The sequence below is a fragment of the Thalassobacter sp. genome (assembly GCF_982993085.1).
On record NZ_CEZFMW010000049.1, the window covers coordinates 1 to 25,114 of the forward strand.

The following is a 25,114-nucleotide window of genomic DNA, read 5'->3' on the forward strand; positions in this document are numbered from 1 at the left end:
ACTGGAAACACAATCAGGGACGGGGATCTCTTTTATGACCATTTCAACCGGCGATACATTGCCTGACGGCACCCTTATCAAACTGGGCGAGAACGGCCCTGAGGCCGTTTCGGTCGCAGACCTGACCAAAGGCAAGCGTGCGGTGATCTTTGCCGTGCCGGGCGCGTTCACTCCAACCTGTTCTTCGGCGCACGTTCCCAGCTTTGTCCGCACCAAGGCGGGTTTTGCCGAGAAAGGGATCGACACGATTGCGTGCGTCTCTGTGAATGACCCGTTTGTGATGAAGGCATGGGGCGAGGCGACAGGCGCCAACGCCGCTGGCATCCATATGCTGGGCGATGCTGATGGTGCGTTTACGGCCGCCCTAGGCCTGAACTTTGATGCGCCGCCCGCCGGTCTGCATGGACGTTCCAGACGCTATGCGATGGTTGTGGACGACGGCAAAGTGACCGTTCTGCACATCGAAGAAGGCCCCGGTGTTTGCGAAGTCACCGCTGGCGAAAGCCTGCTGGCCGCCATCTAAGGCGCACGGATTTGTGGTGGGGCGGCGCAAGTGCGTTGCCCCATTCGCTTAGAGCGCGTCGAGTTTCGCCGCGAGGATGACGTCTAGTTCGGAGACGCCATCCACATCATGGGTCGTCAAAACCACATGCACGGTTTTGTAGACGTTGGACCACTCGGGGTGATGGTTCATGCCTTCCGCGATGATTGCGGCGCGCGTCATCCAGCCGAATGCCTCAACAAAATCTTTGAAAACGAATTGTTTCATGATGGCATTGCGGCCATCTACGGCGGCCCAACCGGTACGGGTGACGGCGTCTTGTAGGGGAATTTTTCTCATTGTTGCTCTTCCATAATGGTTTTCTTGAATGGCCCATAAGAGGTTAGGATTTCGATATCCTCTGAGACAGCTGCGGCCTCAGCCTCTAAATAGTTTGCAATCGCATCGCGCAGTCCGGGGTCCCGAATCCAGTGCAGGGAATGGGTGGGCACAGGCATGTATCCACGGGCAAGTTTGTGGTCACCCTGCGCGCCGGCCTCAACCCGTTGAAGGCTGTTGTTGATCGCGAATTCAATGGCTTGGTAATAGCATAGCTCAAAGTGGAGGCAGGCATGATGCTCGGTGCAGCCCCAGTAGCGGCCATAAAGCGTTTCGCGACCAATCATGTTGAGCGCACCTGCCACGTAGTGCCCATCCCGCTCCGCGAGAACCAAAAGAATGTCGTCACGCAGGGTTTCTTGGGCGGCGTCAAAGAATGCGCGGGTCAGATAGGGCGTGCCCCATTTGCGGGCACCTGTGTCTTGGTAAAATACCCAGAAGGCATCCCAATGTTCTGGCTGGATTTGATCTCCGGTGAGGGCGATGATCCGCCCGCCAAAGCCCTGTGCCTGCGCGCGTTCTTTGCGAATTGCCTTGCGTTTGCGTGCGGCCAAAGCAGTGAGGAAAGCGTCGAAATCGGCGTAACCTTGGTTGAGCCAATGGTACTGCTGTGAGGTCCGTTCCAGCAGGCCCATGGTCTGGCCGGCAGTACGCTCCGCTTCGGTGCAAAATGTGATATGCAGACTGCTGAGGTTGTTTTGATCCGCGATCTGTACGGCGCCTTGTGTGAGGGCGGCTAGGCCGGCCTCCTCAAATCCCGGTTTCACCAAAAAACGGCGCCCAGTGGCAGGGGTAAAGGGCACGGCCATCTGCAGCTTGGGGTAGTATCGGCCACCTGCGCGTTCATAGGCTTGGGCCCAGTTGTGATCAAAGATGTACTCGCCTTGGCTATGACCTTTTGCGTACAGCGGGGCGGTGGCAATCAGCTCGCCGTCAGCGCGCGCCGCAAGGTATTGCGGCTGCCAGCCGGTTCCGGTGCCGACAGAACGGCTGTCTTCTAGGGCAGTGAGAAAGCGGTGCGTTGTGAACGGATCATGTGGGCGTCCACCGTCAGACGTTTCAGGGGCGGCGCAGGCATCCCATTCGTCGGCGTCAATCTCGTGCAGAGAAGTCAAAATACTGATTTCTATAGAGGTCTCAGACATATCACCTTTCCGCGCTACCCCACGTGAGGTGGGGCAACGGACGTGGGTTTCAAGCGGGTGTATAGCCCTCAAAGGTGATTTGGTCGGCGATTTTTCGCGCCTCGGCCTCTTGGGAGGCGCTGCGAACGGTCCAGCACAGGATAGGCACGCCCCGAGATTTCAGCGCATGGATGGGCGGCATGTCCAGTGCTTCAACCTCATGGCTCACAAAGCTAGCGCCGATCGGGTCGAAATCGGGGATATCGGCCAGCCTGTGACAGACATCTGGGGTGAGTTCCGGCCAATCTTTTGTGCGATAGGCTGATGTCACAAGGCCCCGCGGAACGTTTGGTGCGGCTACGCCAAAGGCTTGCACCGAGTGGGGATTGAAGGACATGACCGCTACATCGCCATTGTAGTCCGACAGACATGCGGCCACGGCTTGTTCCAAGGGGCCGACGTCGGGGCCCATCATGCCGTCCTGATCTTTAATCTCAATCAGCAGCGGAACTTTGCCGGCGACAAGGTCCAGAACCTGCCGCAGCGTCGGGATCGTGCCGCCCCCCCCGCTTAGGGGGACGGCACCCAGGTCAGTGGTGCTGCGCGCGGCAATGGGGCCGGTGTGGTCAGTAAGGCGCGCGAGATCGTAGTCGTGAAACACCATTGCGGTGCCATCCGCGCTAGGCTGGATATCGATCTCAATCCCCCATCCGGCTGCGATTGCAGCTTGGATCGCACCAATTGAGTTCTCGGCTCCGGCCGTGCCATGAAGCGCGCGGTGTGCAATCGGCCGGCGCAAAAAGCTGTTAGGAAGCGGTGTCATTTGATGACGAAAATGCCTTCGATCTCAACCGCGACACCAAATGGCAATGCAGGTGACGACACGGCTGCACGCGCGTGTTTGCCCGCATCACCAAGCGCTTCTGCAAAGAAGTTGGAGGCCCCGTTGATAACCTTGGGCTGGTCGCCAAAATCATCGGTCGAATTCACAAATCCACCGATTTTCACAACGCGAACAAGGCGTTCTAGGTCACCGTCACATGCGGCTTTGACTTGCGCCAATAGGTTGATCGCACACAGACGCGCGGCTTTCTCGCCCTCTTCGATGCTCATATCCGCGCCTAACTTGCCGCACACGAGACCGTCGGGACCCATAGGCAATTGACCGGACACGTACACCATGTCTCCGTGCACCACGTAGGGTACATAATTGGCGGCAGGTGCGGGGGCATCAGGCAGTGTGACGCCCATTTCGGCAAGTTTGGCGGTGTAGGACATGGGGTTCTCTCTCACTGTTTTTTGGCGGCGCGGCTATCGCGATTGGTTTTGAGAAAACTTTCTAGGAAATGACGGGCGGGGTAAAGGACCAGAGTGTGATCTCGGTATCCGGCCAAACTCGTTGGAGCGCTTTTTCGACGTAGACGCTGCATAGACGCTGTTGCTCATGGCAAGTTGCCGAAAGGCAGTGCAGTCATGTCACAACCTAGTGTGTTTCCTGTTAGTTTTTGCGGGGGGAGTGGTCTTAACCACGTGTCCCCTATATTAGCGCTGTGCGTAGCTTAAATTTCGCGAGGAAATATTTTTTCAATGACACGTGTTTTCGCCCCAAAGGTTCGACTGCTTTGTGCGCTTGTTGGCGTGTCCCTCTTGGGGGGCTGTGCGACGCCTGATGTTGGCTCACAGATAGATGATCCCTATGAGGTCACGAACCGCGCGGTACATGCCGAAAATCTGTTGCTGGATCAGCAGCTTGTTCGGCCCATTTCGAACGCCTACGGGACATCGGTGCCGGGACCAATGCAAAAGGGCATTGCCAACGTTGCCAGCAATCTAAGCACCCCGAGCGATGTGTTGAATAACCTGCTGCAAGTGCGTCTTGGTCAGGCGGCGCAGAACACGTCTAGGTTTTTGGTGAATTCGACGGTTGGCGTGTTTGGCCTGTTTGACGTGGCCAGTGCCATTGGAATACCTGCCGCGCCGACAGATTTTGGTGAGACGCTTTATTATTGGCGCGTGCCAGAGGGCAGCTATGCTGTGTTGCCCGTAGTGGGCCCGTCAACGTCGCGCCATGCTGCCGGACGTTTGATTGATTTGGCGCTTAATCCCATCCGAAGCGCGGTGCCAGCGCCCGAAAGCACTGTTGGCACGGCGTTCGGTGTCGCGGATGCCTTTGGCACACGGTATCGCAACGCTGAGTTGATTGACTCCGTCTTGTACGACAGTGCCGACAGTTACGCCCAGGCGCGGCTTCTTTATTTGCAAAACCGCCGCTTCCAATTGCGTGGCAGTGAGGTGGATGCTGATTATTTTGACCCCTACGAGGATCCTTATGCAGACTTCAACTGACACCTTTCTGACCCGCCGATCCCTTCTTGCGCTGTCAGGGGCAGCAGTTATCGCAGCGACGGGGCCGGCATTCGCGCTTACGACGTCTGAGGCGAAATCGCTGGTGGGGCGTTTGGTCGGGGAGATCAACGGCATCATCGCTTCAAACAAATCTGAAGCGGCGATGATCCGCGATTTTGACGGCGTGCTGAACCGCTACGCCGATATGCCCATCATTGCCCGGTCTGTTCTGGGCGTTCCTTGGCGTGGGGCCAGTGCGGCAGAGCGTCGGGATTTCACGCGCGCGCTGCAGGGATATTTGGCCCGCAAATATGGCAAGCAGTTTCGCCGTTTTTCAGGGGGTGAGATTGAGGTCCTGAGCGCGCGGCCAGTGCGAAGTTTTTTTGAGGTGCGTTCGATGGCGCAACTTCCTGGGGAAGCCCCTTTCGAAGTGGTTTTCCTTGTATCCAATGGCTCGGGTCGTGATCTCTTCTTCAATATGATCATTGAGGGGATCAACCTTCGCACCACTGAGAACACCGAGATCAATGCACTGTTGGACCGGAACGGAGGCAGTGTTGCTCGCCTTACGCAAGCGCTTGATCAACTGGGCTAGACGCTTGTTGGGGGTAGGAATAGCCCTGATAGTCCAGAATAATCATTGAAACGTCATCCTCGAAATCGCGGTTTTGAGTGAAGTGCCGCAGGCCTTGTTCCAGTTTGGGCAATAGATTTTGGATCGGGGTCAGGGTGTTCGCCTGAAGCAACGAGGCAAGCCCATCCTCGCCTAACATATCACCGTTGGCGTCCGTACATTCGGTGCAACCATCCGAAAAGAGCACGAGCCGATCACCAAGGTTAAGCCGTGCTGCTGATCTCTCAAAGCTCAGGCCGCGGATCAAACCGACAGGTGGCCCACCGTCGCCGATGGTTGTGATCTGCCCATCCTGCGTTAACACGAGGGGGTGGGGATGACCCGCTTGGCACAAGTCCAACGCGCCTGTTCTGAGGTCCAAATAGGCGAGAATGCAGGTGAAATAGATATCTGTGTCTAAATCATCGAGCATCAGGTTGTTCAGCCGCGCCACAACCTCTTCGGGGGCATCGACCGCCATGCTGCCGTCCATTTGCCGAGAGAATGCTATATTGCGATGGGGCTCAGTCGCCGAAAACAGCGCCGATAATCGACCTGTCATGAGTGCCGATGCGATCCCGTGCCCCGAAACATCGATCGAATAAATCCCCAGTTTTGTGCGCGATATGGGAAATGAGCCGACTAGATCGCCTCCAACATGCCCGCATGTCAAAAGCTTTGATGCGATCCCAACCGCGCCTAGATCGCGGTACTCTGGCGGCATGAGCGACATCTGAAGTTTTCGAGCCTCGACCAGGTCTTGCTCCATCGCGCAATGGATTGTGCGTAATTCTGCCAGTGTCGCCTCAACGACGCGGGTTTTTTCGCGAAGCTCCTCCTGCATGCCGAGCAAACGCTCCCCCGCGCGGATACGAGATCGCAATTCATGCCAATTGATGGGCCGCGTTACAAAGTCATCTGCTCCCGCATCCAATCCGCGCGCTTTTTCGGTACGGTCGGATTTAGAGGTGATCAGAATGAAGTAACTATATGGCCGCTCCATGGCGCGCAAAGCCGCACAGAATTCAGGACCATCCATCCCCGGCATACCCCAGTCGCTGACAATCAGCCGGATATCGGGGTCAATCAAATGGTCAAGCGCCTCCTCGGCCGTTCCAGCACCGATTACCCGATACCCTGCGCGTCTGAGGGTTGCGGACATCAGGTGCCTTTGGGCCCGGCTATCATCCACCACGAGGACCTTGGCGCCTTTGTGGATTTCCGCCAGCAGCATTGGGGTCAAAGAGGCCATGAAGTGTCCAGTGACGTGATTTGGCTCCTTTCGTAGACTGAGAAAGCTAACGACCCGTAAAGACTAAAATGCGATGCATATTGTTGGGGTCCATTAGAGAATTTCTCATTGAGAGATGCTATTTATATCTAGCGCGGCGAACCAAAAGATTGGATTTCCTATGATCGATTGGGATCGGGTGGCAGAATTACGAGATGAGATCGGGGCCGAAGATCTGGCCACGGTTATTGAGATGTTTCTCGAGGAGGTGGCTGAAAAGCTGCAAGAGGTCGTAGGCGGATCGTCTAAGGCTTCCTTAAGCGAGGATATGCATTTTCTTCGCAGCTCGGCGTTAAACATCGGCTTTGTTGAGCTGGCTAAAATGTGCGCAACCGTAGAGGATAAGGCGGATACCGGGCATTTGAATGCGGATATTACTGCGATATCGGCGTGTTACGATGCCTCCGCCAAGGAGTTGCGTGAACATGAAGGTATCAGGGCCACGTGAGTTTAGATTAAGAACTCGGACAGCACTGTGTCGTTGGTGATGTCGCGATGCTCAAACCCTAGGGAATCCATGCGTTGTGACAGACGCGCAAAATCTTCGGGCGCTGCGGCTTCGATACCAATCAAGACGGACCCAAAGTTTCTTGCGGATTTCTTGAGGTATTCAAACCGCGAAATGTCATCGCTGGGCCCCAAAATCCCGAGAAAATCCTTTAGGGCGCCGGGGCGTTGCGGCATCCGAAGAACAAAGTACTTTTTGCGACCCTCGTGACGCATGGCGCGTTCTTTGACCTCGGGCAGACGTTCAAAATCAAAGTTTCCGCCGGATGTGACGCAGACAATCGTCTTGCCCGCGATCTTGGGGGCCAGTTCGTCCAAAACATCAAGCGACAGGGCGCCTGCTGGTTCTAGCACCATGCCCTCGACGTTCAGCATTTCTCCGATGGTTACACAGATCCGGTTTTCGGGCGCGCGTAGAACGCGGTCAGAAGGTACATCGCGCAACACATCGAACGTTCGCGCGCCGATCTGTGCCACGGCTGCGCCGTCCACAAATGTGTCAACGCGCGGCAATGCGACTGGGTGGCCGGCCTGTAACGCGGCGGTCAAACTTGCCCCACCCTCGGGTTCTACATAGATCAGTTTAGTTTGCGGTGCTTGTTCTGCCATATAGGCCGTGACACCGGCCGACAGGCCACCGCCCCCAACAGGCAAGATCACCATGTCTGGGGCCGCGCCGAGGTCGGCCAAAATCTCAACTGCGACAGAGGCCTGCCCTTCAATCACATCAGCGTCGTCGAAAGGCGATAAGAAATGCGCCCCGGTTTCCACACAATAGGCCTGGGCCGCGGCCAGCGTGTCGTCAAAAAAGTCACCGACAAGGCGAATGGTGACGTGTTTGCCGCCAAAGGCACGGGTTTTGTCGATCTTTTGCCCCGGTGTGGTAACGGGCATAAAGATCGTGCCTTCAACACCCATTTCGCGGCACATGTAGGCCACGCCTTGCGCATGGTTTCCCGCTGAGGCGCAGGCAAAGTGAGACTGCCCTGTCTGCTTGCGCATTGCATTGAATGCACCGCGAATTTTGTAGCTGCGCACCGGGCTGAGGTCTTCGCGCTTTAACCAGATATCCGCGTCGTATTTGTCCGACAGGTAGGCGTTCCGTTGAAGGGGTGTTGGGTCAAAAACACTGCGCAGGGCGCGGGTTGTGGCCTCAGCTTTGGATGAAAAATCGGTCAAAAGGCCCTCGGGATTGCATCGGTGGTGCGTCATCCATAGTGCTAGGGGCGACTCGGGCGTGCGTCAACGTCGCCTTGCCCCTGTCCCGGAATCGCGATAGGCCCCGCGCTGGAACAAAACCACATGAGGAGAGCGCCATGTCCGCGCCGAAGAAAGTCGTCCTTGCCTATTCTGGCGGTCTGGATACGTCGATTATTCTCAAGTGGTTGCAGACGGAGTACGGCTGCGAAGTGGTGACCTTCACCGCGGATCTGGGCCAAGGCGAAGAGCTGGAGCCTGCGCGCGCTAAGGCCGAGTTGATGGGCGCAAGCTCGATCTACATCGAAGACCTGCGAGAAGAATTCGTTCGCGACTTTGTGTTCCCGATGTTCCGGGCCAACGCTTTGTACGAAGGCTTGTATCTGCTGGGCACATCCATTGCGCGGCCCTTGATTTCCAAGCGGTTGGTTGAGATTGCAGCGGCTGAGGGTGCCGATGCAGTGTCCCATGGCGCGACGGGCAAGGGAAACGACCAAGTTCGGTTTGAACTGGCGGCCTATGCGTTGAACCCCGATATCAAAGTGATCGCTCCGTGGCGTGAGTGGGACTTGTCCTCGCGCACCAAGCTAATTGATTTCGCAGAGAAAAATCAAATTCCGATCGCCAAGGATAAGCGCGGCGAAGCCCCGTTCTCGGTTGATGCGAACTTGTTGCACACCTCATCCGAGGGCAAGGTGCTGGAAGACCCTGCGGGCGAAGCGCCAGAGTATGTGTATCAACGTACCGTTTCGCCGGAGCAGGCGCCTGATACGCCAGAATTCGTTGAGATTACCTTTGAGGCTGGCGACGCAGTGGCAATAAATGGCACTGCAATGTCGCCTGCGACCGTTTTGACCAAACTGAATGAGTTGGGTGGCAAGCATGGGATCGGTCGCCTTGATCTGGTTGAGAACCGCTTTGTCGGTATGAAGTCGCGCGGCATCTACGAAACACCCGGCGGCACCATCCTGCTGGAAGCTCACCGCGGTATTGAGCAGATCACGCTCGATAGCGGCGCAGGCCATCTGAAGGACAGCATCATGCCCCGCTATGCGGAGCTGATCTACAACGGTTTCTGGTACTCGCCAGAGCGCGAGATGTTGCAGGCATTGATTGATAAGTCCCAAGAGCATGTGACCGGCACTGTTCGGTTGAAGCTCTATAAGGGTAGCGCGATGACCGTGGCGCGTTGGTCACACCATTCGTTGTATTCTGAGGCGCACGTGACCTTTGAAGAAGATGCAGGCGCCTATGATCAGGCGGATGCGGCAGGATTTATCCACCTCAATGCGCTGCGTCTGAAGCTGGTCGCGAACCGGAACAAACGCGTTAAGGGTTAGTGGTTTAAGGCGCGGCGACGGTGATCGATCGCGCCTTCATTGCCTCATAAAATGGCAACGCCGCGTCTAGGATGGCGCGGTGCTCCGCCGCAACGTTGGGCAATGGGCCCTCGGCCTCGGCAAATCCAGTTGATTGGTGGACCGCGCCGTACCAATGCGCGGCCCAAATACCATCAAATGGCTTGGGCCCGGCGGGCCAGTGCAACATTGCATCATCCCAAGGCAGATCGATTTCGGCGCAGAGCGCCTGTAGCGCGGCGCGAGGGTTGGCTCGTATCGTTTCACTGTCGATCACAGGTCCCTCTAACCGGTCGAAGATCGTGGCTTGCTGGGCAAAACCGATATCTTCTAGCGTTAGGCTGTCGCGCTTGGCGGAATAGCTGGCGATAACGCGGGCGGGATGGCGGATTAGGTGAATATTAACGGCCTGCTCCGCCCAACTCATATCAAATCCCGGCAACATATGGTGAGGCATGTGTTTCATATACCAATGCGTACGGGCCTCTGGCACCACACCTGCGCAGGCCTGTGCGACGGCGTTTGGATCTGTCTCGTGGCTGTGCTGGATGTCCGCTGCCATGGGGTGATCTGCGCCTGTGTGCGCAAGATAAGGCGCATAAAACGGCTCATCCCACGCGGCACAATCAGAGCGACTGCCAAAGGCATACAGCATAGCGGTAGACAGGTTCCGGGGGCCGGACCACGCAGCGATTTTCATAGATGTATAGCCTTTTTGATCTGTGTGGCAGCGGCGTCTGCCCAAAGTTTGTAGTAGGGTGCGCCGGGATGCAGACCGTCCGTGGCCAGCATGCTTGCGTCAGACGGGGCGGTATGGGCCAGATAATCAGTGCCCATTTCGGTGCAAAGGTCCTGCAATGTCATGTCAAACTCAGCCGCGCGCGTGCCCATGACTGAACGGAGCGGCTCGGGCAAGGTCGGGAACCGAAGAACAGGTGGCATCGCGGTGCAGAGGATCATGTCCGCGGCGTGACGTGTGCGGAGAGTATTGATGATAGTGCGATAGTTGTTGCGATAGGTGGTCTTGGCCACGCCGTTTTTTGCATCATTGATGCCGACCGCGATTAGGACAACATCGAATGGCTCCGCATCCAGCGCCATCAATCGCGTCAGCGTTGATGCGGTCGTCGCCCCACACCGCGCCGCGAGCCGCCAATGTACGGTACGATCCTGCGCCAAGGCGCGGGGCAGGTGGCCGGCCAAGGCGTCGTCTTGGGTCGCGACGCCCACGCCCGCCGCGGCACTATCACCAAGGATCAACAGGCGCAGGCCCGGGCCTTGACCCACAGTGCCTTCGCGCGGGCCAACAGGTTCCTGTAGGCGTGGGCGCGTCGCGTAGAGCCACGCGCCTTGCAGGAGGGCAAAGGCGGATTTCATGCGCCGACGAGATCTTTGTAAAGCCCCCGTAGGCGCTTGGTAACGGGGCCCATCTCGCCGCTGCCGATGGTGCGGCCGTCGATCTCGCTTACTGGGGTCTGTGCGCCAAACGTACCGGTTAGGAATGCCTCATCTGCGCCGTATGTGTCGACCAACGAAAAGTTCCGCTCAAAGCAGGGAATATCGTTGGCATGGCACAGGTCGATCACCTTTTGGCGGGTGATCCCGTTCATGCAGTAATCCCCGGTTGAGGTCCAAACTGCGCCTTTGCGGACTATGAAAAAGTTGCAAGCGTTGGTGGTGTTCACAAACCCATGCACGTCCAACATCAAAGCTTCATCCGCGCCTGCTTTTTCCGCAGCAATGCAGGCAAGAATACAGTTCAGCTTGGAATGAGAGTTCAGTTTAGGGTCCTGCGTCATGGGCAACCCACGCAGATGGGGGACGGTCGCAAGCCGGATGGGCCGGGGCAGCTTGGGCTTTGAATGCTCCATGATGATGACCATCGTCGGACCTTGGGTCGACAGGCGCGGATGTTGAAACGGAAGGCGTTTGACCCCGCGTGTAACCATCAGCCGGGCATGGGCATCGGTGTGCATGTCGTTTGCGGCGCGCGTGTCCTCAAGGGCGGCGATGACCTGCGCAGGTGTCATACCGATATCGAGGTCGATGGCCTTGGCGGCCTCAAACAAGCGGTCGATATGTTCCTCAAGAAAGGTCCAGCGTCCATTATAAAGCCGCAGCCCCTCCCAAACACCATCGCCCAGCATAAAGCCCGAATCGTAGACCGAAACGGTGGCCTCGGCGCGGTGGGTAAGGGCGCCGTTCACCCAGATTTGGATATCTGCGTTGCGCCGATCTTCCTCGGCTTCGTGTGTCGATACATTGTCTATCATTTTCGGCCCTCCGAACGGCACCTTATCAGGCAAATACGCGCCGCCAAGACTTCACGGGCATGTGACTTCACACAGCCGTGAGTTGCCTGCGCGGCGGTCTGTTTGGCAAAGTAGCGCTCTGATTTAGGAGGCATGTCAAATGACACAGACCCGATGGCAAAATGCCAAGATCGCGCTGCTTGTGGCGGCCCTTTTGTTGGGGGCGAAGCTGGATCGTGATGGGGCGCATCACGCCTGTGCAGATTGCACCCCCGAGACGATTGTTCCCGCGCTACATGAAGACCCCAGCATTATTGCGAAGGATCGTTTCCAGGGCAAAGATGCCTAGGATCGCAACCAGCGGCGCAAGGTCCAGCCCGTTCATTTGCGGCAAAAAGCTGCGGATGCGGCCATAAACCGGCTCTAGTAGGCGGTTGAGGCCATCCCAAATTGACCCAACAAGAGGTTGGCGCAGGTTCAGAACCTGAAATGTGATGAGCCACGACATGATGATGTGGATGATAATGATCATCTTGGCCACACCGATCAGCATCAACAAAATCTCAAACAGCGATTGCATGGGCGGTTCCTTTTTTCACGTACCTCGTAGGTAAGGCGCAGGCATCGGCGGCGCAAGCAGTTGCCGGCCGATAGGCGTGACGTTTGGGCAGTGTTGACGTTTGCGCGTCTGTGCTGCGTTTTGTGCGCATGTATCCTGTCGTCCGTATGATCAAAGAATTCTGGGTCCACCGCAATGCGCCTGCGCTGCCGACTTTTGGGACCCATGTTTCGCACCACGTCTGCTGGCCGTGGGATATTGACCTGTGGATTGAGCTGAACAATGGCCGGACATTGACGCTGTATGATCTGGGGCGGCTTGTGATGGCGCGTCGCATTGGTCTGCTTGCGGTATCCAAGGAAAACGGCTGGGGCATTTCGGTTGCGGGGGCGGTCGTGCGCTATCGCAAAAGGGTGCGGATGTTTGATCGAGTTGAGATGCGATCCCGTGCTTTGGGGTTTGATCATCGGTTTACATATGTTGAGCAAAGCATGTGGCGGGGTGACATGTGCTGTTCTCACATTGTGTTGCGCATGGCTGTAACGGATGCGGCTGGCATCGTTGCGCCTGCGCGCGTTGCAGATGCTCTGGGGGGTGACATCTCCAATCCGCCTTTGCCCGATTGGGTTCAGACTTGGATTGCGGCCGAAGATTCGCGTCCCTGGCCGCCGGAAATGTAGATCCCACACGCGCTTTTGCTTGCCTTTATGTGGCCTCGGCTGTTTCGTGCTGGAAAATAGGTGGGGCAGCATGAGTGATAGCGGACTGAAAAAGCGCGTCTTTGGATGGATGATGTTTGACTGGGCCAGCCAGCCCTACAACACCCTGCTTCTGACCTTTATCTTTGGGCCATATTTCGCCTCTGCGGTGATGGATGATCCCGTGCAGGCGCAATCCATGTGGGGTTTTGCGATAGGGGCCTCGGGCTTTGTGATCGCGGTTTTGGCGCCGATCTTGGGGGCGTTTGCTGATACATCGGGACGCAAAATGCCGTGGATATGGCTGTTCTCGGGACTGTATGTGCTGGGTTCTGCGGCGTTGTGGCTGGCGGTGCCGGGCATGGATGATGTGACGTTTATCCTGCTGATCTTTTGTCTCGGCCTGATCGGGATGGAGTTCGCGACGATCTTTACCAACGCAATGCTGCCGACGCTCGGGGATAGGGCCGAGATTGGCAAAATCTCCGGCTCGGGCTGGGCGATGGGTTATGCGGGTGGGGTTGTCGCCCTTGTCCTGATGTTGCTGTTCTTGGCTGAAAATGAGGCAGGTGTGACGCTATTGGGCACGGCGCCCGCCTTTGGTCTCGACGCCGCAACCCGCGAAGGCACGCGGTTCGTCGGCCCATTTACCGCGCTTTGGTACGTTGTGTTCATGATCCCGTTTTTCGTGTTCGTTCGAGAAGTCCGTCCGTTGACAGCCGCTGCTATTGTCCCGGTTAGTGCCGCGCTAAGCGGGCTGTGGGGTACCCTTCGTGGTCTGCCTGCTCGCCGCAGTTTTGCCAGCTATTTGCTGTCGTCGATGTTCTATCGGGATGCGTTGGCGGGGATGTATACATTCGGTGGGATATTCGCGGGGGGCGTGTTGGGCTGGTCCGTGATCGACATCGGTGTTTTTGGGATTTTGGCGGCCACTACGGGCGCGATATTTGCGTGGATCGGGGGGCGTGCGGATAGTCGATTTGGCCCAAAACCGGTGATCTTGGTATGTATCGTCACGTTGCTGATCGTATCGATTTGCATTGTGGGCACCTCGCGGGAGGCAATTTTTGGCATTTCGCTGGCCGAAGGCAGCACATTGCCTGACAAATTCTTTTATGTGCTAGGGGCAACTATCGGCGCGGCAGGGGGCTGTTTGCAAGCCGCGTCGCGGACGATGTTGGTCTGCCAAGCCGACCCAGAGCGCATGACCGAAGCCTTTGGTCTTTATGCTTTGGCGGGCAAAGCAACGGCGTTTTTAGCACCCATCTTGATCGGTGTGGTGACACTGTTCAGCGAAAGTCAGCGCATTGGCGTGGCACCTGTGATAGGATTGTTCGTGTTAGGATTGGTGTTGATGTTGTGGGTGAAGCCGGACGGAGAGGTTGAATGATCAGCACGTTTGTTTTCGCGATTATGGCCTGTGCTTTGATGGTTGCACCTGTCGTGGCCGAGCCGCTGGCCAAAGTGCAGTTTGGCGCCATGGATGCAGGCTCTGATCAACGTGCATCCCCGATCGGCAGCTACGCCAAAGGCTGTGCGGCGGGCTTGGTACAACTGCCTGAAACGGGGCCGACGTGGCAGGCCATGCGCCTTAGCCGCAACCGTAATTGGGCCACGCCTAGTACCGTTGATTTCGTCCAAGACCTAAGTCGTGCGGCGCGGCGCAATGGCTGGGCGGGCCTCTATGTCGGTGATCTGAGCCAGCCGCGCGGGGGGCCGATGCTGACGGGGCATCGCAGTCATCAAACTGGGCTTGACGCTGATATTTGGCTTTACCCAGCCAGTAAGATGAACCTGAGCCGCGGCGCCCGCGAGGACCTCAGTGCCATTTCCATGCGCCGGGCCAACGGAGCCTACGTGAATGACCGCTGGACCAAGGCTCATCATGAATTGGTAAAAGCCGCCGCCCAAGACCGGCGCGTGGCGCGGATATTTATCTTTCCCGGTGCAAAAGTGCAGATGTGCAATGATGAGACCGGCAGTAAGGCATGGTTGCGCAAGGTGCGGCCTTGGTGGGGGCATCACTATCATATGCATGTGCGGTTGAAGTGCCCGCGCGGAGCGACGGCCTGCATTGATCAAGCACCACCCCCGCCGGGAAACGGCTGCGCAGATGCGGAAAAGTGGGTTCAAGATATAGTGAACCCGCCGCCGCCTGATCCGAACGCCAAGCCCGCGCCACCCCGCCGAGAATTGGCGATGGCTGATCTGCCGACTCAATGTGCCCAAGTATTGGCCGCCCCGAGCCGTCGCTGAGGAGCGGAGAACAAAACTAGATCATATTTGAATTGTTAGGGCCTCCTTAAGCACCAGTGACGCATACCTGCCGCAGACCGAAAGAGATTCTGCAGCAGAAAGGCGCAGCCATGACCATTTCTTCCTCGCTCAATGCAGGTGTTGCTGGCTTGAATGTTAACGCAAGCCGGTTGGCAACTATTTCCGACAATATCGCGAACTCTGGCACGTACGGCTACAAACGTGCCGTGGCCGATTTTTCATCGATGGTGATCGACCAGACCCGGGGCAGTTATTCTGCCGGTGGTGTGCGTGTGACCACCTTTAGAATGGTGGATGAACAGGGCACGCTGGTGAACTCTGACAACCCGACTGACCTTGCGATTGCAGGTCGTGGTATGTTGCCAGTGACGACACTGACGGCTGTCGACAGTGATAGCGGCTCATTTCCTTTGCGCCTAACGACGACTGGTTCGTTCCGACCCGATAGTTCGGGCATACTCCGCACGGATACGGGCCTTGTGCTGATGGGTTGGCCCGCGCAACCCGATGGAACCATCCCAGACTTTGCGCGTACCACAGCCGAGGGGCTGGAACCTGTGCGCGTGAACCTTAACCAGTTTGCAGGTGATCCAACGACCAAGGTTAACCTTGCCCTAAACCTGCCCGCTACGGCGACGCAGGCGGGTGAAAGCGGAGATACACTTGATTTCCCGGTTGAGTATTTCGACAATCTCGGGACCTCTCAGAACCTCAGCCTTGAGATGACGCCAACAGTTCCGGCCAGTGGGGCGGCGTCCAATGAATGGCGCATTGTGATCAAGGATCAGGCGCAGAACGCGGCCACGGTTGGTGATTTTACTGTGACATTTGATAGTTCTCAGTCAGGTGGTGGTGCGATTTCTGGTGTGATCGACAACTCTCTGACTGGCGCTGCGGCCGGTGGCACAGGCGATTATGATCCATCTACTGGTGAAATCGCAGTAAGTGTCGCGGGTGGTGGCACCATGCAGCTCGATATCGGCCGTTATAACGATACAAGCGGCATGACACAGTTGTCTGATGTCTTTGCGCCCGTTTCCGTTAATAAAAACGGCAGCCCAGTTGGTAACCTGAGTTCCGTTGAAGTGGACGCAAACGGCTATCTGCAAGCGATCTACGATATCGGTTTCACAAAGACGATCTATCAAATCCCCGTGGCCGATGTGCCAAACATGAATGGCCTGATTTCACAGAATAACCAGACGTTTGAAGTCTCGCCCGAGTCGGGGTCGTTGTTCCTGTGGGACGCAGGTGAGGGGCCAACTGGTGATATGGCCGGCTTTACCCGCGAAGAAAGTGCAACTGACGTAGCAGCTGAACTTACCCAATTGATTCAGACCCAAAGGGCATATTCGTCGAACGCGAAGGTCATCCAAACGGTTGATGAGATGTTGCAAGAAACGACCAACATCAAACGGTAATAATCTGAACCTCATATAGGGGGGCGCAGAATGAGCCTTTCCTCTTCTCTATCCACAGCGATTTCAGGACTGAATGTGACGGCCAGACGTGCCGAGATCGTGTCCTCGAATATCGCGAATGCCTCGACCCCCGGTTATGCTGTGCGCAGTCTTGAAGTGACAAGCCAGCAAAACGGGGGGGGCGTGCGCGCGGTCAGTGTGACGCGCAGCTCGGATCCTATCCTGCTCGCACAGCGCAGGTCGTCTGATGCGGAATATCAGGCGGCGTCTGCACGGGCGGATTTCCATCGCGGGCTGGCAAGCGCGATTGGTCAGCCCCAAGACCCCAACAGTCTTGGTGCTTCTGTGGTGCGGTTAGAAACTGCGCTCGTAGATGCCGCATCACGTCCAGAAAGCCCGGCGGCTTTGACAGAAATCGTCAATGAGGGGCAAAGGCTGGCGACAAAAATCAACTTGATCTCCGCCCAGATAGGAGAAGCACGGCAAAACGCCGATACTCAAATTGGCCTGACAGTCACGCGGTTGAACGCCGCGTTAGAGCAGGTGGCCGATATTAATAAAGAGATCGTTCAAATGACGGGGCAAGGTCGGGAAACGGCCTCGCTTCAGGATCAACGACAGCAGGTTATTGATCAAATCGCGCAAGAGATTCCGCTCACGGAGGTTGACCGTGGGCGGGGTCAGCTCGCGCTATATACAGCGGGGGGCCTCACGCTGTTGGATGGCAGTAACGTGGCAGAGTTTGGTTTTTCTTCGCGTGCGATGATTACTCCAGACCTCAGCGTAGGTGCCGGGACACTTTCACAACTCACGGTAAATGGCCGTGAGGTTGATGCGTTGGCGGATCGCAGCTTTGTCGGGGGCGGCCGCTTGGCGGCTCTGTTTGAAGTGCGCGACGCAATCGCGCCTGCCGCTCAGGGGCAGATTGATGCCGTGGCGCGTGATTTCATTGATCGTTTCCAGTCTGTATCAGCGGACCCGACATTGGCCACTGGCGATGCCGGGCTTTTTACAGATGGTGGTGGCAACTTCGATCCACTGCTTGAATTGGGGGTAGCGGGCCGCATCAACTTCACCCCGTTGGCGGATCCGGCCCAAGGTGGCGACATCTCTCTTTTGCGCGACGGTTTGGGGGCTGCCGTTCAGGGGCCCGTGGGCGACGCGACCCAACTCCAACGGTTGGCACAGGCCCTCGCTGACGGGCGCGCCACAGTATCTGGTGGATTCACCGGCGCATCTCGCTCAGCGGCGATCCTGACGTCGGATCTCTTGTCGATGGCAAGTGTCGAATTGGCAGATCAAGAAACTCGCGAAAGCTTTGCCGCCAGCCTGAACCAAACCCTGCGTACCGAAGAACTCAGGAATGGTGTCGATACGGACACCGAAATGCGGCAACTGCTGGTTATTGAGCAGGCCTATGCCGCCAACGCCCGGATCATCGAGACTATTAGTGAAATGCTCGACACACTGACGAGGTTATAATCATGGCGCTTACGTCCATTGGGGATATGTCGCAGACGCTCTTTTTGAGGCGTCAAAATGTTGAGGCAAAACAACAAATCACAACGCTCTCAGCAGAATTATCGACAGGATTGAAGGCGGATGTGCCAAAGGCTGTTGGCAACGATTTTTCACTTTTGTCGGGGCTTGAGCGGGGGATCTCTCTTGCGCAAACCTATGTGCGCGCCGCGAACGAAGCGCGAGTTGCGACCGAGACGATGCAAGGCAGCCTCGGCCTATTCCAACAAGAAGTAGAGGGGCTTTCCAGTAGCCTTCTGGCCGTTTCGGCCTCGGGCCTTCTGTCAAATGCGGGCGCGATGGCTACAACGGGGCGGAACACGTTCAATGCGATGGTTTCGGCCCTGAACACATCTGTGGCTGGTCGCTTCCTCTTCGCTGGGCAGGCTACGGATACCGCACCCGTGATAGATGCCGATCAGATGCTCAATGCGATCCGTCCGCTGGCGCAGGCGCAGACGACCGCACAAGACGTGGTCAATGTGGTGGATGCTTGGTTTGCGGATGGAGCCGATTTTTCCACAACGGCTTACAAGGGAACTGCCACCCCATCTGCTGGGTTTCTTGTGGGTGACGGGGACATACTAACTTTGAACATCACAGCAGACCGGCCTGAAATTCGCGATGCGCTTGCAGCCGCGGTTAAGGTTGCCTTGTTGAGCGACCTAAGCCTGCCTAACGGTTCCGCAGATGCGGAAATGGTGATGCAAAACGCAACCAATGAGCTGTTGGAGGGGGCGACGCAGATTACGTATTTACGCGGCGAACTTGGTCAAACCGAAGAAGCGATCGAGATTGCCGAGACGCGGGCCAACGCTCAGATGTCAGCCCTGAGGTTAAGCCGATCAGATCTTTTGTCTGCTGACCCGTTTGAGACGGCCACAGCACTCGAAGACGCCACAACACGCCTTGAAAGCCTTTACACGATCACCGCGCGTCTCTCGCGCCTTAGCTTGACGGATTTCTTGAGATGACACGCATTTTTCTGGCCCTCACGATGTTGATTTGCTTTACCGGATCCACCCTGGCCAACTCAATTAGGATCAAGGATTTGGTTGAGTTTGATGGCGTTCGGGGGAACGATTTGGTTGGTTACGGCTTGGTGGTCGGCCTTAACGGAACTGGCGATGGGCTGCGTAACGCACCATTCACCGAAGAGATTATGTCCGGTATTCTTGAGCGGCTGGGGGTCAATGTCACCGGAGAGCAGTTTCGCCCCAAGAATGTCGCGGCGGTAATCGTAACCGCAAGCTTGCCTGCCTTTGCCCGATCTGGCGGGCGTGTGGATGTGACCGTTTCTGCCATTGGTGATGCAAAAAGCTTATTGGGTGGAACGCTTGTCATGACACCGTTAACGGCGGCAGATGGTGAGATCTATGCTGTATCCCAAGGTACGATCATCGCAGGTGGCGTATCGGCCACCGGCGAAGCGGGCAGCGTTGTGCAGGGCGTGCCCACTGCGGGTGTTATCCCTGCCGGTGCTCGCGTGGAGCGAGAAGTTGATTTTGATTTCAGTCAGATGAGTCAGTTGCGCCTTGCGCTACGGTCGCCGGATTTCACGACGGCGGCGCGCATTGAGGCGGCCATCAATGGTGAATTCAACCGACCCGTGGCGCAAATGCTGGATGCGGGGACTGTGCTATTGGATATTGACGCCACCCAGCTAGCCTCGCCGGCCCACGCGCTCAGTGTCGTTGAAAATGTCCGCGTCGCACCAGAGCAAAGGGCGCGCGTGATTGTTGATCAGGCCTCCGGGACAATCGTGATGGGCCGCGATGTTCGGATCAGTCAAGTCGCCGTGAGCCAAGGCAATTTGACGCTCAGAATTCAAGAGACGCCCACTGTCGTTCAACCGAACCCGTTTTCTGAAGGGGAGACAATGGTCGTGCCGCGGACCCAAGTCGCCATCGGTGAGGAAGAAGGGCCAGGTCTCGCGCTGGTCGATGGGGGGGTGAACCTGTCTGAGGTTATCTCTGGTTTAAACGCTCTCGGGGTGTCTCCGCGTGACATGATCGACATCCTCAAGTCGATCAAGGCTGCCGGTGCCCTGCACGCTGAATTCATTGTGCGATAGGGCTGTTTTCTAGATGCCAAAGGCAGAAAAGTGTCCCGGCATGGCAACAATCAGGCCATGTGGGGCAACTGCACCTTGTTGCCCCTACTTCGGCACTCTACATGAAATTTTATGAAAAGATGGGTTCCCTTCCTCAAATCCGATCCTGTGGTCGCCGTAGTCCGCCTTCAGGGGATTATCGCATCCGGTGCGCGTGGCGGGCTCAACCACGTTGGGCTCGCGCCGATGCTTGATCGGGCTTTTCGCAAAGGCAAGCCCAAGGCCATTGCTTTGATTATCAACTCTCCCGGCGGATCGCCTGTGCAGAGCGCACTGATAGGCGCGCATATTCGCCGGCTCGCGACGAAACACAAACTTCCGGTTCACGCCTTTGTCGAGGACGTCGCGGCCTCTGGTGGATACTGGCTGGCATGTGCGGCTGACGACATCACAATTGATGATAGCTCAATCGTGGGCAGTATCGGAGTGATCTCATCGTCTTTTGGTTTCCACGAGTTGATGACCCGCCAAGGCATTGAACGGCGGGTTCACACCGCGGGCAAAGATAAATCCATGCTGGACCCGTTTCGCCCTGAACGTGCTGAAGATATTGAGCGCCTCAAATCCTTGCAGTCGCAAATTCATCAAAATTTCATTGACCACGTCACAGCCCGTCGCGGCGACAAGTTAAGTTCGGACAAAGATCTTTTTACCGGCGAAATTTGGGTTGGTCAGAAAGCCATAGATGTTGGATTGGTCGATGGGATCGGACATCTGGAGGACAAGATGCAGTCAATCTACGGTGAAAAGGTGAAGTTTGCGCACTATGGGCAGCGTCGCTCACTTGCGCAGCGCCTTGGGTTGGCGAGCGTTGATGCCGTTGTTGGGGCTGTTGAAGATCGTGCGCTTTGGGCGCGGTATGGGCTCTGACGCGTGCTTGTAAAAATAGTCACTCTCTTTCTGGTTGGCATGGTCGTCTTGGCCATGTTCGGGCGTTTGCGCGTGCCCGGTATCGGTAAAATTTCTCCAAAGGTTCTAGGACGTGGGCGTTGCAAGTCCTGCGGTGCGCCTTTGGTTGGCAAAACACCCTGTCCCTGCGAGACCCGGGGTAAGAAGGGATGAACGCGTGACGGTCGAGTTTTTGACGGCGGGGCTTGGCCTCGTGATTTTGTTGATCGCGGGCGATACGCTGGTCAAAGGTGCGGTAAACCTGAGCTTGCGGCTGGGCCTGCCCGCTCTGATCGTCAGCCTGACTGTGGTTGCCTTTGGGACATCTGCACCAGAACTTCTGATTGCCATCGACTCCGTACTGAATGACGTCCCGGGGCTCGCGCTGGGCAACGTCGTGGGGTCCAACACCGCCAACGTTTTGATGGTGCTGGGTGTGCCAGCGATATTGGCAACGATGCATACCTCTATGTGCAACTCCCGACGTGACTACCTGATTATGATTGCCGCAACCGTGCTGTTCATTGGCCTGTGCTTCACAGGAGGGACCTTGACGTGGATGCATGGGTTAGTCCTCTTGGCGGCGCTGTTCATCATCCTTGGCCGATCCTTTCGGGAGGCGATGGCCCATCGCGCTGCCGGCAAAGAAGCCGAAGAGGAAGTGGAAGGGGCAGATGCCAATCTGCCGGGCTGGCGCATCGCTCTTTATTTGGTGCTTGGGCTCATCGGCTTGCCCGTTGGCGCCGACCTTTTGGTTAAAAGCTCGGTCACAATCGCAGAAGCGTACAACGTTAGCGATACTGTCATTGGCTTAACGCTGGTGGCTATCGGCACCTCTTTGCCAGAGCTTGCTACAACCGTTATGGCGGCACTGCGGCGTCACGCGGACGTCGCACTTGGGAATGTGATTGGGTCCAACATGTTCAACCTGCTCGCGATCACCGGCATCGCAACGCTTGTCGGGCCAATCCCTGTCCCGCCCGAATTCTTGCGGTTCGACCTATGGGTCATGTTAGCTGCGTCGTTAATCATGATCCCGTTCGTTTTCATGCGACAGGATATTACGCGGATTTGGGGCATTGGCCTGACCGCGATCTATGGCGCATATCTCGTTTTCATTCTGATCTAGGAGACCCGCTATGATCGGTAATGCAGCCCTTGTGACAGGCGCGGCGTCGCCCATAGGTGCGGCAATGGCCTTGGCTCTCGCGGATCTTGGTTTTGATCTCGCGCTACAGGATGCCGCGCCAACAGGGGATCTGGCGGAGCAGATACGCGCAAAAGGCCTGAAGGCCGTCGTGTTGGGTGCCGACACGCAGGATGCCCGGCAGCTTGACGCGCTCGTATCCACCGCGGCTGAGGAACTGGGCAGCCCTCTGACCTGCCTCATCAATAATACTGCGCTTTTGTCGCCCGATGCACTTTCGACCCTATCGCGTGCCCAGTGGGACCACGGCATTGATCTAGCTCTTTGGGCACCTTTGCGGCTCGCGCAGCGTTTTGCCCAACAAGCGCGCAAAGGCGTGCGTGCGCCAAATGGCGAGCCGTTTGCGCAGAGCCTCATCCTGAATATCATCGACCAAAGGGTTAGTGATTGTGCACCAGACTTCATGACCCACTCGATTGCCGCGGCTGGGCTAAAAGCATTTACCAAAACTGCAGCTTTAGATTTGGCACCTGATATCCGTGTGAATGCGATCGGACTGGGGCCCCAACGGCCAGAGCAGTATCAGTTCGCAGCTCATTCTTCAGATCGGCGGTTTTCCCACGCAGAATTTGTGGATTTTAACCAAGTCACGGCGGCTGTGCGCTATTTTTCACAGGCGCCTGCTGTAACTGGTCAGCTGATGTCGGTCCATGTTGAGTAAAGCCTTAAAAATAGCTCGCAACGCAGCCTAAATACTCAATATTTGCTAAAAATTGAGCCGAGGCCGCAGTCTTGTCCACCGGCCTGATGATTGGGTAAGAAATGTGAAGGAAGTGTGAACTGCCTTTGGAGATGGTTAAATTCATAAGATAATAATGATTTATATCAGTATCTTATGGGGCCGCCTAATTTTTAAGCAATGTAACGGAACAGTGAAAAACCTGCATGTTTTCAGACCCATGTTTTTTTTGCCCCCAAGGTTTTCCACAATTTCAGTGGATAGGTTATGACTTGCAGGTGGTGCAGCAACATTGCAGCCAAAAGGGAATCGCGTGGTGAGTGAAGTCGAGGCAATCACAGGGCATAGCTACATCGCCGAGCAGGTCAAAATGCTGGACGGCAGTCCTGGCGTATACCGGATGTTGGATGCTGAATCTCGAGTGCTGTACGTTGGTAAGGCGCGCAATCTAAAGCGTCGCGTAGCCAATTACGCAAAGCCATCGGGCCACTCACCACGAATTGCGCGGATGATCCGCGAAACCACGTCCATGATGTTTTTGACGACGCGGACCGAAACTGAGGCGCTGTTGCTTGAGCAAAACCTGATCAAGCAACTCAAGCCGCGTTACAATGTTCTTCTGCGTGACGACAAAAGCTTTCCGAATATTCTGGTCAGCCAGTCTCATGACTTTGCGCAGATCAAAAAGCACAGAGGTAAAAAGACCGAAAAAGGGGCTTATTTCGGTCCCTTCGCCAGCGCGGGCGCGGTAAACCGTACGCTCAATCAGCTGCAAAAGGTGTTCTTGCTGCGCAACTGTACCAATGCGCAGTTTGAGGGACGATCTCGTCCGTGCCTTTTGTACCAAATCAAGCGGTGTTCTGGCCCTTGTGTGGGGCTGATTTCCAAGGCGGAATATGCCCAATCGGTAGAGGACGCGACGCGGTTTTTGTCAGGTCACTCAACCGAAATCCAGGAAACGCTCGCGACACAAATGCAAGCTGCCAGCGATGATATGGAGTTTGAGCGCGCCGCGGCTTTGCGTGACCGGATCAAAGCGCTCACCAACGTGCAATCCGTGCAGGGCATCAACCCGCGTGGCGTTTCGGAAGCCGATATTATTGGTCTGCACATGGAAGGGGGGCAGGCCTGTGTTCAGGTGTTCTTCATTCGGGCCAATCAAAACTGGGGCAACCAGGATTTTTACCCTCGGGTTGGCGCGGATGTATCCCCAGCTGAGGTTATGCAGGCGTTCTTGGGGCAATTCTACTCCACCAAAGACCCTGCGCGGCAGTTGATCCTGTCGCACGGAATTGAAGACGAAGACCTAATGACTGAGGCGCTTGCAGAAAAACTGGGCCGCAAGGTTGAGATCCTTGTGCCGCAACGCGGGGAAAAGCTGGAACTTGTTTCGGGGGCCACGCGCAACGCGCGCGAAAGCCTTGTGCGCAAGATGAGTGAGGCCGCGACGCAGGATAAGCTGCTAAAAGGTTTGGCTGAGGCGTTCGGGCTCAAGGCCCCTCCGCAGCGGATCGAAGTGTATGATAACTCTCACATTCAGGGAACGAATGCCGTGGGCGGGATGATTGTTAGCGGTACGGAAGGTTTTATTAAATCTCAGTACCGCAAGTTTAACATCAAGGGGGATGACCTGACCCCGGGTGATGACTTTGGCATGATGAAAGAAGTGCTAACGCGTCGGTTTAAACGCCTGCTTAAGGAAGATCCTGACCGTCAAAGCGACGCATGGCCGGACCTTTTGTTGATCGATGGTGGCGCGGGGCAGATCAGTGCCGTGGCTGAGATTATGGGCGAATTGGGCATCTCGGATGTACCCTTTATTGGGGTCGCCAAAGGTGTCGATCGGGATGCCGGCAAAGAAGAATTCTACCGCCCCGGTGCGTCGGCCTTTGCGTTGCGGCACAATGATCCTGTCTTGTATTTCGTGCAGCGCCTGCGTGACGAAGCCCACCGTTTTGCCATCGGAACGCACCGGGCCAAACGCGCCAAATCGGTCATGGCCAACCCCTTGGATGAGGTGCCCGGCGTAGGGCCGGGACGCAAAAAGGCACTACTTGCCCACTTTGGCAGCGCGAAGGCCGTGGCGCGCGCAGGCCTTGCCGACTTGAAGGCGGTTGATGGGATTTCGGGCGCCTTGGCAGAAACCATCCATGACTTCTTCCATGATCGTGGCTGACACGCTAAAG

The 25,114-nt window shown here is 56.5% G+C and carries 26 protein-coding genes; 16 read left to right on the forward strand and 10 right to left on the reverse strand.

Annotation, left to right across the window (positions count from 1 at the left end; genetic code table 11):
• The first annotated feature begins 34 nt into the window (after nucleotides 1-34).
• A complete protein-coding gene (locus AC4GMC_RS09370; protein WP_487876992.1) occupies nucleotides 35-523 on the forward strand; it encodes a redoxin family protein in 489 nt (162 codons plus the stop codon).
• Between the two features lie 48 nt (nucleotides 524-571).
• On the opposite strand, the gene AC4GMC_RS09375 is transcribed toward AC4GMC_RS09370, so the two are convergent.
• The 4 genes from AC4GMC_RS09375 to AC4GMC_RS09390 are packed head-to-tail and all read right to left on the reverse strand — an operon-like array spanning nucleotide 572 to nucleotide 3,282.
• Nucleotides 572-841, reverse strand: a complete 270-nt coding sequence (locus AC4GMC_RS09375) for a 4a-hydroxytetrahydrobiopterin dehydratase (RefSeq protein ID WP_487876993.1) — start codon at nucleotides 839-841, stop codon at nucleotides 572-574.
• Nucleotides 838-2,025, reverse strand: a complete 1,188-nt coding sequence (locus AC4GMC_RS09380; RefSeq protein ID WP_487876994.1) for a GNAT family N-acetyltransferase — start codon at nucleotides 2,023-2,025, stop codon at nucleotides 838-840. Before AC4GMC_RS09380 ends, AC4GMC_RS09375 begins: the two co-directional genes overlap by 4 nt.
• Before the next feature lie 49 nt (nucleotides 2,026-2,074).
• Nucleotides 2,075-2,827: a glycerophosphodiester phosphodiesterase family protein gene (locus AC4GMC_RS09385; RefSeq protein ID WP_487876995.1), complete on the reverse strand. Its 753-nt coding sequence runs from the start codon at nucleotides 2,825-2,827 to the stop codon at nucleotides 2,075-2,077.
• Nucleotides 2,824-3,282, reverse strand: coding sequence for a RidA family protein (locus AC4GMC_RS09390; RefSeq protein ID WP_487876996.1), 459 nt, complete (start codon nucleotides 3,280-3,282; stop codon nucleotides 2,824-2,826). The genes AC4GMC_RS09385 and AC4GMC_RS09390 overlap by 4 nt, the downstream gene beginning before the upstream one ends.
• A 309-nt stretch (nucleotides 3,283-3,591) precedes the next feature.
• On the opposite strand from AC4GMC_RS09390, the gene AC4GMC_RS09395 reads away from it, so the two are divergent.
• On the forward strand, nucleotides 3,592-4,350 hold the full coding sequence (locus AC4GMC_RS09395; protein ID WP_487876997.1) for an MlaA family lipoprotein: 759 nt from the start codon (nucleotides 3,592-3,594) through the stop codon (nucleotides 4,348-4,350).
• Entirely contained in the window at nucleotides 4,334-4,945 is a 612-nt protein-coding gene (locus tag AC4GMC_RS09400; protein WP_487876998.1) for an MlaC/ttg2D family ABC transporter substrate-binding protein, read from the forward strand. Before AC4GMC_RS09395 ends, AC4GMC_RS09400 begins: the two co-directional genes overlap by 17 nt.
• Here AC4GMC_RS09400 and AC4GMC_RS09405 read toward each other — a convergent pair.
• Nucleotides 4,917-6,215, reverse strand: coding sequence for a PP2C family protein-serine/threonine phosphatase (locus AC4GMC_RS09405; RefSeq protein ID WP_487876999.1), 1,299 nt, complete (start codon nucleotides 6,213-6,215; stop codon nucleotides 4,917-4,919). The two genes, AC4GMC_RS09400 and AC4GMC_RS09405, sit on opposite strands and share 29 nt — an antisense overlap.
• 160 nt (nucleotides 6,216-6,375) lie before the next feature.
• On the opposite strand from AC4GMC_RS09405, the gene AC4GMC_RS09410 reads away from it, so the two are divergent.
• On the forward strand, nucleotides 6,376-6,702 hold the full coding sequence (locus AC4GMC_RS09410; protein WP_487877000.1) for an Hpt domain-containing protein: 327 nt from the start codon (nucleotides 6,376-6,378) through the stop codon (nucleotides 6,700-6,702).
• 2 nt (nucleotides 6,703-6,704) lie between these two features.
• Here the strand turns inward: AC4GMC_RS09410 and ilvA are convergent, their stop codons facing one another.
• Nucleotides 6,705-7,940 carry a threonine ammonia-lyase IlvA gene (gene ilvA, locus AC4GMC_RS09415; protein WP_487877001.1) on the reverse strand — a complete coding sequence of 412 codons (1,236 nt, stop codon included), beginning with the start codon at nucleotides 7,938-7,940 and terminating at the stop codon, nucleotides 6,705-6,707.
• A 137-nt stretch (nucleotides 7,941-8,077) separates the two neighbouring features.
• Between ilvA and AC4GMC_RS09420 the strand changes: the two genes are divergently transcribed.
• Nucleotides 8,078-9,298 carry an argininosuccinate synthase gene (locus tag AC4GMC_RS09420; protein WP_487878406.1) on the forward strand — a complete coding sequence of 407 codons (1,221 nt, stop codon included), beginning with the start codon at nucleotides 8,078-8,080 and terminating at the stop codon, nucleotides 9,296-9,298.
• A gap of 4 nt (nucleotides 9,299-9,302) precedes the next feature.
• Here AC4GMC_RS09420 and AC4GMC_RS09425 read toward each other — a convergent pair whose 3' ends face one another.
• The 4 genes from AC4GMC_RS09425 to AC4GMC_RS09440 form a co-directional block, all read right to left on the reverse strand.
• Nucleotides 9,303-10,016, reverse strand: coding sequence for a sulfotransferase-like domain-containing protein (locus AC4GMC_RS09425; protein WP_487878405.1), 714 nt, complete (start codon nucleotides 10,014-10,016; stop codon nucleotides 9,303-9,305).
• Nucleotides 10,013-10,693 (reverse strand): SGNH/GDSL hydrolase family protein, encoded by a 681-nt coding sequence (locus AC4GMC_RS09430; protein WP_487878404.1) that lies wholly within the window; start codon nucleotides 10,691-10,693, stop codon nucleotides 10,013-10,015. The genes AC4GMC_RS09425 and AC4GMC_RS09430 overlap by 4 nt, the downstream gene beginning before the upstream one ends.
• Complete coding sequence (locus tag AC4GMC_RS09435; protein WP_487878403.1) at nucleotides 10,690-11,589, reverse strand: D-amino acid aminotransferase; 900 nt, start codon at nucleotides 11,587-11,589, stop codon at nucleotides 10,690-10,692. Before AC4GMC_RS09435 ends, AC4GMC_RS09430 begins: the two co-directional genes overlap by 4 nt.
• Nucleotides 11,590-11,860: 271 nt before the next feature.
• Entirely contained in the window at nucleotides 11,861-12,148 is a 288-nt protein-coding gene (locus AC4GMC_RS09440; protein ID WP_487878402.1) for a YggT family protein, read from the reverse strand.
• A gap of 128 nt (nucleotides 12,149-12,276) precedes the next feature.
• Here AC4GMC_RS09440 and AC4GMC_RS09445 point away from each other — a divergent pair, with 128 nt between their 5' ends.
• From AC4GMC_RS09445 to uvrC, 11 genes are all read left to right on the forward strand, one after another.
• A complete protein-coding gene (locus tag AC4GMC_RS09445) occupies nucleotides 12,277-12,807 on the forward strand; it encodes an acyl-CoA thioesterase (protein WP_487878671.1) in 531 nt (176 codons plus the stop codon).
• Nucleotides 12,808-12,877: 70 nt separating this feature from the next.
• Nucleotides 12,878-14,215: an MFS transporter gene (locus AC4GMC_RS09450; protein ID WP_487878670.1), complete on the forward strand. Its 1,338-nt coding sequence runs from the start codon at nucleotides 12,878-12,880 to the stop codon at nucleotides 14,213-14,215.
• Nucleotides 14,212-15,081 (forward strand): penicillin-insensitive murein endopeptidase, encoded by an 870-nt coding sequence (gene mepA, locus AC4GMC_RS09455; protein WP_487878669.1) that lies wholly within the window; start codon nucleotides 14,212-14,214, stop codon nucleotides 15,079-15,081. Before AC4GMC_RS09450 ends, mepA begins: the two co-directional genes overlap by 4 nt.
• A gap of 110 nt (nucleotides 15,082-15,191) precedes the next feature.
• The gene (locus AC4GMC_RS09460) at nucleotides 15,192-16,523 is read left to right on the forward strand and encodes a flagellar hook protein FlgE (RefSeq protein ID WP_487879146.1); all 1,332 of its coding nucleotides are present in this window, start codon (nucleotides 15,192-15,194) and stop codon (nucleotides 16,521-16,523) included.
• A 30-nt stretch (nucleotides 16,524-16,553) separates the two neighbouring features.
• Entirely contained in the window at nucleotides 16,554-18,005 is a 1,452-nt protein-coding gene (gene flgK / locus AC4GMC_RS09465) for a flagellar hook-associated protein FlgK (protein ID WP_487879145.1), read from the forward strand.
• A 2-nt stretch (nucleotides 18,006-18,007) separates the two neighbouring features.
• Nucleotides 18,008-19,015, forward strand: coding sequence for a flagellin (locus AC4GMC_RS09470; protein WP_487877613.1), 1,008 nt, complete (start codon nucleotides 18,008-18,010; stop codon nucleotides 19,013-19,015).
• A complete protein-coding gene (locus tag AC4GMC_RS09475; RefSeq protein ID WP_487877612.1) occupies nucleotides 19,012-20,115 on the forward strand; it encodes a flagellar basal body P-ring protein FlgI in 1,104 nt (367 codons plus the stop codon). The genes AC4GMC_RS09470 and AC4GMC_RS09475 overlap by 4 nt, the downstream gene beginning before the upstream one ends.
• 111 nt (nucleotides 20,116-20,226) lie before the next feature.
• On the forward strand, nucleotides 20,227-21,024 hold the full coding sequence (locus AC4GMC_RS09480) for a S49 family peptidase (RefSeq protein ID WP_487877611.1): 798 nt from the start codon (nucleotides 20,227-20,229) through the stop codon (nucleotides 21,022-21,024).
• Nucleotides 21,025-21,220: 196 nt separating this feature from the next.
• A complete protein-coding gene (locus AC4GMC_RS09485; RefSeq protein WP_487877610.1) occupies nucleotides 21,221-22,171 on the forward strand; it encodes a calcium/sodium antiporter in 951 nt (316 codons plus the stop codon).
• Nucleotides 22,172-22,181: 10 nt separating this feature from the next.
• Entirely contained in the window at nucleotides 22,182-22,910 is a 729-nt protein-coding gene (locus AC4GMC_RS09490) for an SDR family NAD(P)-dependent oxidoreductase (RefSeq protein WP_487877609.1), read from the forward strand.
• A gap of 388 nt (nucleotides 22,911-23,298) precedes the next feature.
• Nucleotides 23,299-25,104, forward strand: coding sequence for an excinuclease ABC subunit UvrC (gene uvrC, locus AC4GMC_RS09495; protein ID WP_487877615.1), 1,806 nt, complete (start codon nucleotides 23,299-23,301; stop codon nucleotides 25,102-25,104).
• The last annotated feature ends 10 nt before the right edge of the window (nucleotides 25,105-25,114 follow it).

What these genes read in the sequence shown, in the direction of transcription:
- AC4GMC_RS09375 (WP_487876993.1), bottom strand. Translation starts at nt 841, where the DNA reads ATGAGAAAAATTCCCCTACAAGACGCCGTCACCCGTACCGGTTGGGCC.
- uvrC (WP_487877615.1), top strand. Translation starts at nt 23,299, where the DNA reads ATGCTGGACGGCAGTCCTGGCGTATACCGGATGTTGGATGCTGAATCT.
- flgK (WP_487879145.1), top strand. Translation starts at nt 16,554, where the DNA reads ATGAGCCTTTCCTCTTCTCTATCCACAGCGATTTCAGGACTGAATGTG.
- AC4GMC_RS09385 (WP_487876995.1), bottom strand. Translation starts at nt 2,827, where the DNA reads ATGACACCGCTTCCTAACAGCTTTTTGCGCCGGCCGATTGCACACCGC.
- AC4GMC_RS09425 (WP_487878405.1), bottom strand. Translation starts at nt 10,016, where the DNA reads ATGAAAATCGCTGCGTGGTCCGGCCCCCGGAACCTGTCTACCGCTATG.
- AC4GMC_RS09435 (WP_487878403.1), bottom strand. Translation starts at nt 11,589, where the DNA reads ATGATAGACAATGTATCGACACACGAAGCCGAGGAAGATCGGCGCAAC.
- AC4GMC_RS09440 (WP_487878402.1), bottom strand. Translation starts at nt 12,148, where the DNA reads ATGCAATCGCTGTTTGAGATTTTGTTGATGCTGATCGGTGTGGCCAAG.
- AC4GMC_RS09490 (WP_487877609.1), top strand. Translation starts at nt 22,182, where the DNA reads ATGATCGGTAATGCAGCCCTTGTGACAGGCGCGGCGTCGCCCATAGGT.
- AC4GMC_RS09390 (WP_487876996.1), bottom strand. Translation starts at nt 3,282, where the DNA reads ATGTCCTACACCGCCAAACTTGCCGAAATGGGCGTCACACTGCCTGAT.
- AC4GMC_RS09410 (WP_487877000.1), top strand. Translation starts at nt 6,376, where the DNA reads ATGATCGATTGGGATCGGGTGGCAGAATTACGAGATGAGATCGGGGCC.
- AC4GMC_RS09430 (WP_487878404.1), bottom strand. Translation starts at nt 10,693, where the DNA reads ATGAAATCCGCCTTTGCCCTCCTGCAAGGCGCGTGGCTCTACGCGACG.
- AC4GMC_RS09470 (WP_487877613.1), top strand. Translation starts at nt 18,008, where the DNA reads ATGGCGCTTACGTCCATTGGGGATATGTCGCAGACGCTCTTTTTGAGG.
- AC4GMC_RS09400 (WP_487876998.1), top strand. Translation starts at nt 4,334, where the DNA reads ATGCAGACTTCAACTGACACCTTTCTGACCCGCCGATCCCTTCTTGCG.
- AC4GMC_RS09445 (WP_487878671.1), top strand. Translation starts at nt 12,277, where the DNA reads ATGTATCCTGTCGTCCGTATGATCAAAGAATTCTGGGTCCACCGCAAT.
- AC4GMC_RS09395 (WP_487876997.1), top strand. Translation starts at nt 3,592, where the DNA reads ATGACACGTGTTTTCGCCCCAAAGGTTCGACTGCTTTGTGCGCTTGTT.
- AC4GMC_RS09450 (WP_487878670.1), top strand. Translation starts at nt 12,878, where the DNA reads ATGAGTGATAGCGGACTGAAAAAGCGCGTCTTTGGATGGATGATGTTT.
- AC4GMC_RS09480 (WP_487877611.1), top strand. Translation starts at nt 20,227, where the DNA reads ATGAAAAGATGGGTTCCCTTCCTCAAATCCGATCCTGTGGTCGCCGTA.
- mepA (WP_487878669.1), top strand. Translation starts at nt 14,212, where the DNA reads ATGATCAGCACGTTTGTTTTCGCGATTATGGCCTGTGCTTTGATGGTT.
- AC4GMC_RS09370 (WP_487876992.1), top strand. Translation starts at nt 35, where the DNA reads ATGACCATTTCAACCGGCGATACATTGCCTGACGGCACCCTTATCAAA.
- AC4GMC_RS09460 (WP_487879146.1), top strand. Translation starts at nt 15,192, where the DNA reads ATGACCATTTCTTCCTCGCTCAATGCAGGTGTTGCTGGCTTGAATGTT.
- AC4GMC_RS09380 (WP_487876994.1), bottom strand. Translation starts at nt 2,025, where the DNA reads ATGTCTGAGACCTCTATAGAAATCAGTATTTTGACTTCTCTGCACGAG.
- AC4GMC_RS09420 (WP_487878406.1), top strand. Translation starts at nt 8,078, where the DNA reads ATGTCCGCGCCGAAGAAAGTCGTCCTTGCCTATTCTGGCGGTCTGGAT.
- AC4GMC_RS09405 (WP_487876999.1), bottom strand. Translation starts at nt 6,215, where the DNA reads ATGGCCTCTTTGACCCCAATGCTGCTGGCGGAAATCCACAAAGGCGCC.
- AC4GMC_RS09475 (WP_487877612.1), top strand. Translation starts at nt 19,012, where the DNA reads ATGACACGCATTTTTCTGGCCCTCACGATGTTGATTTGCTTTACCGGA.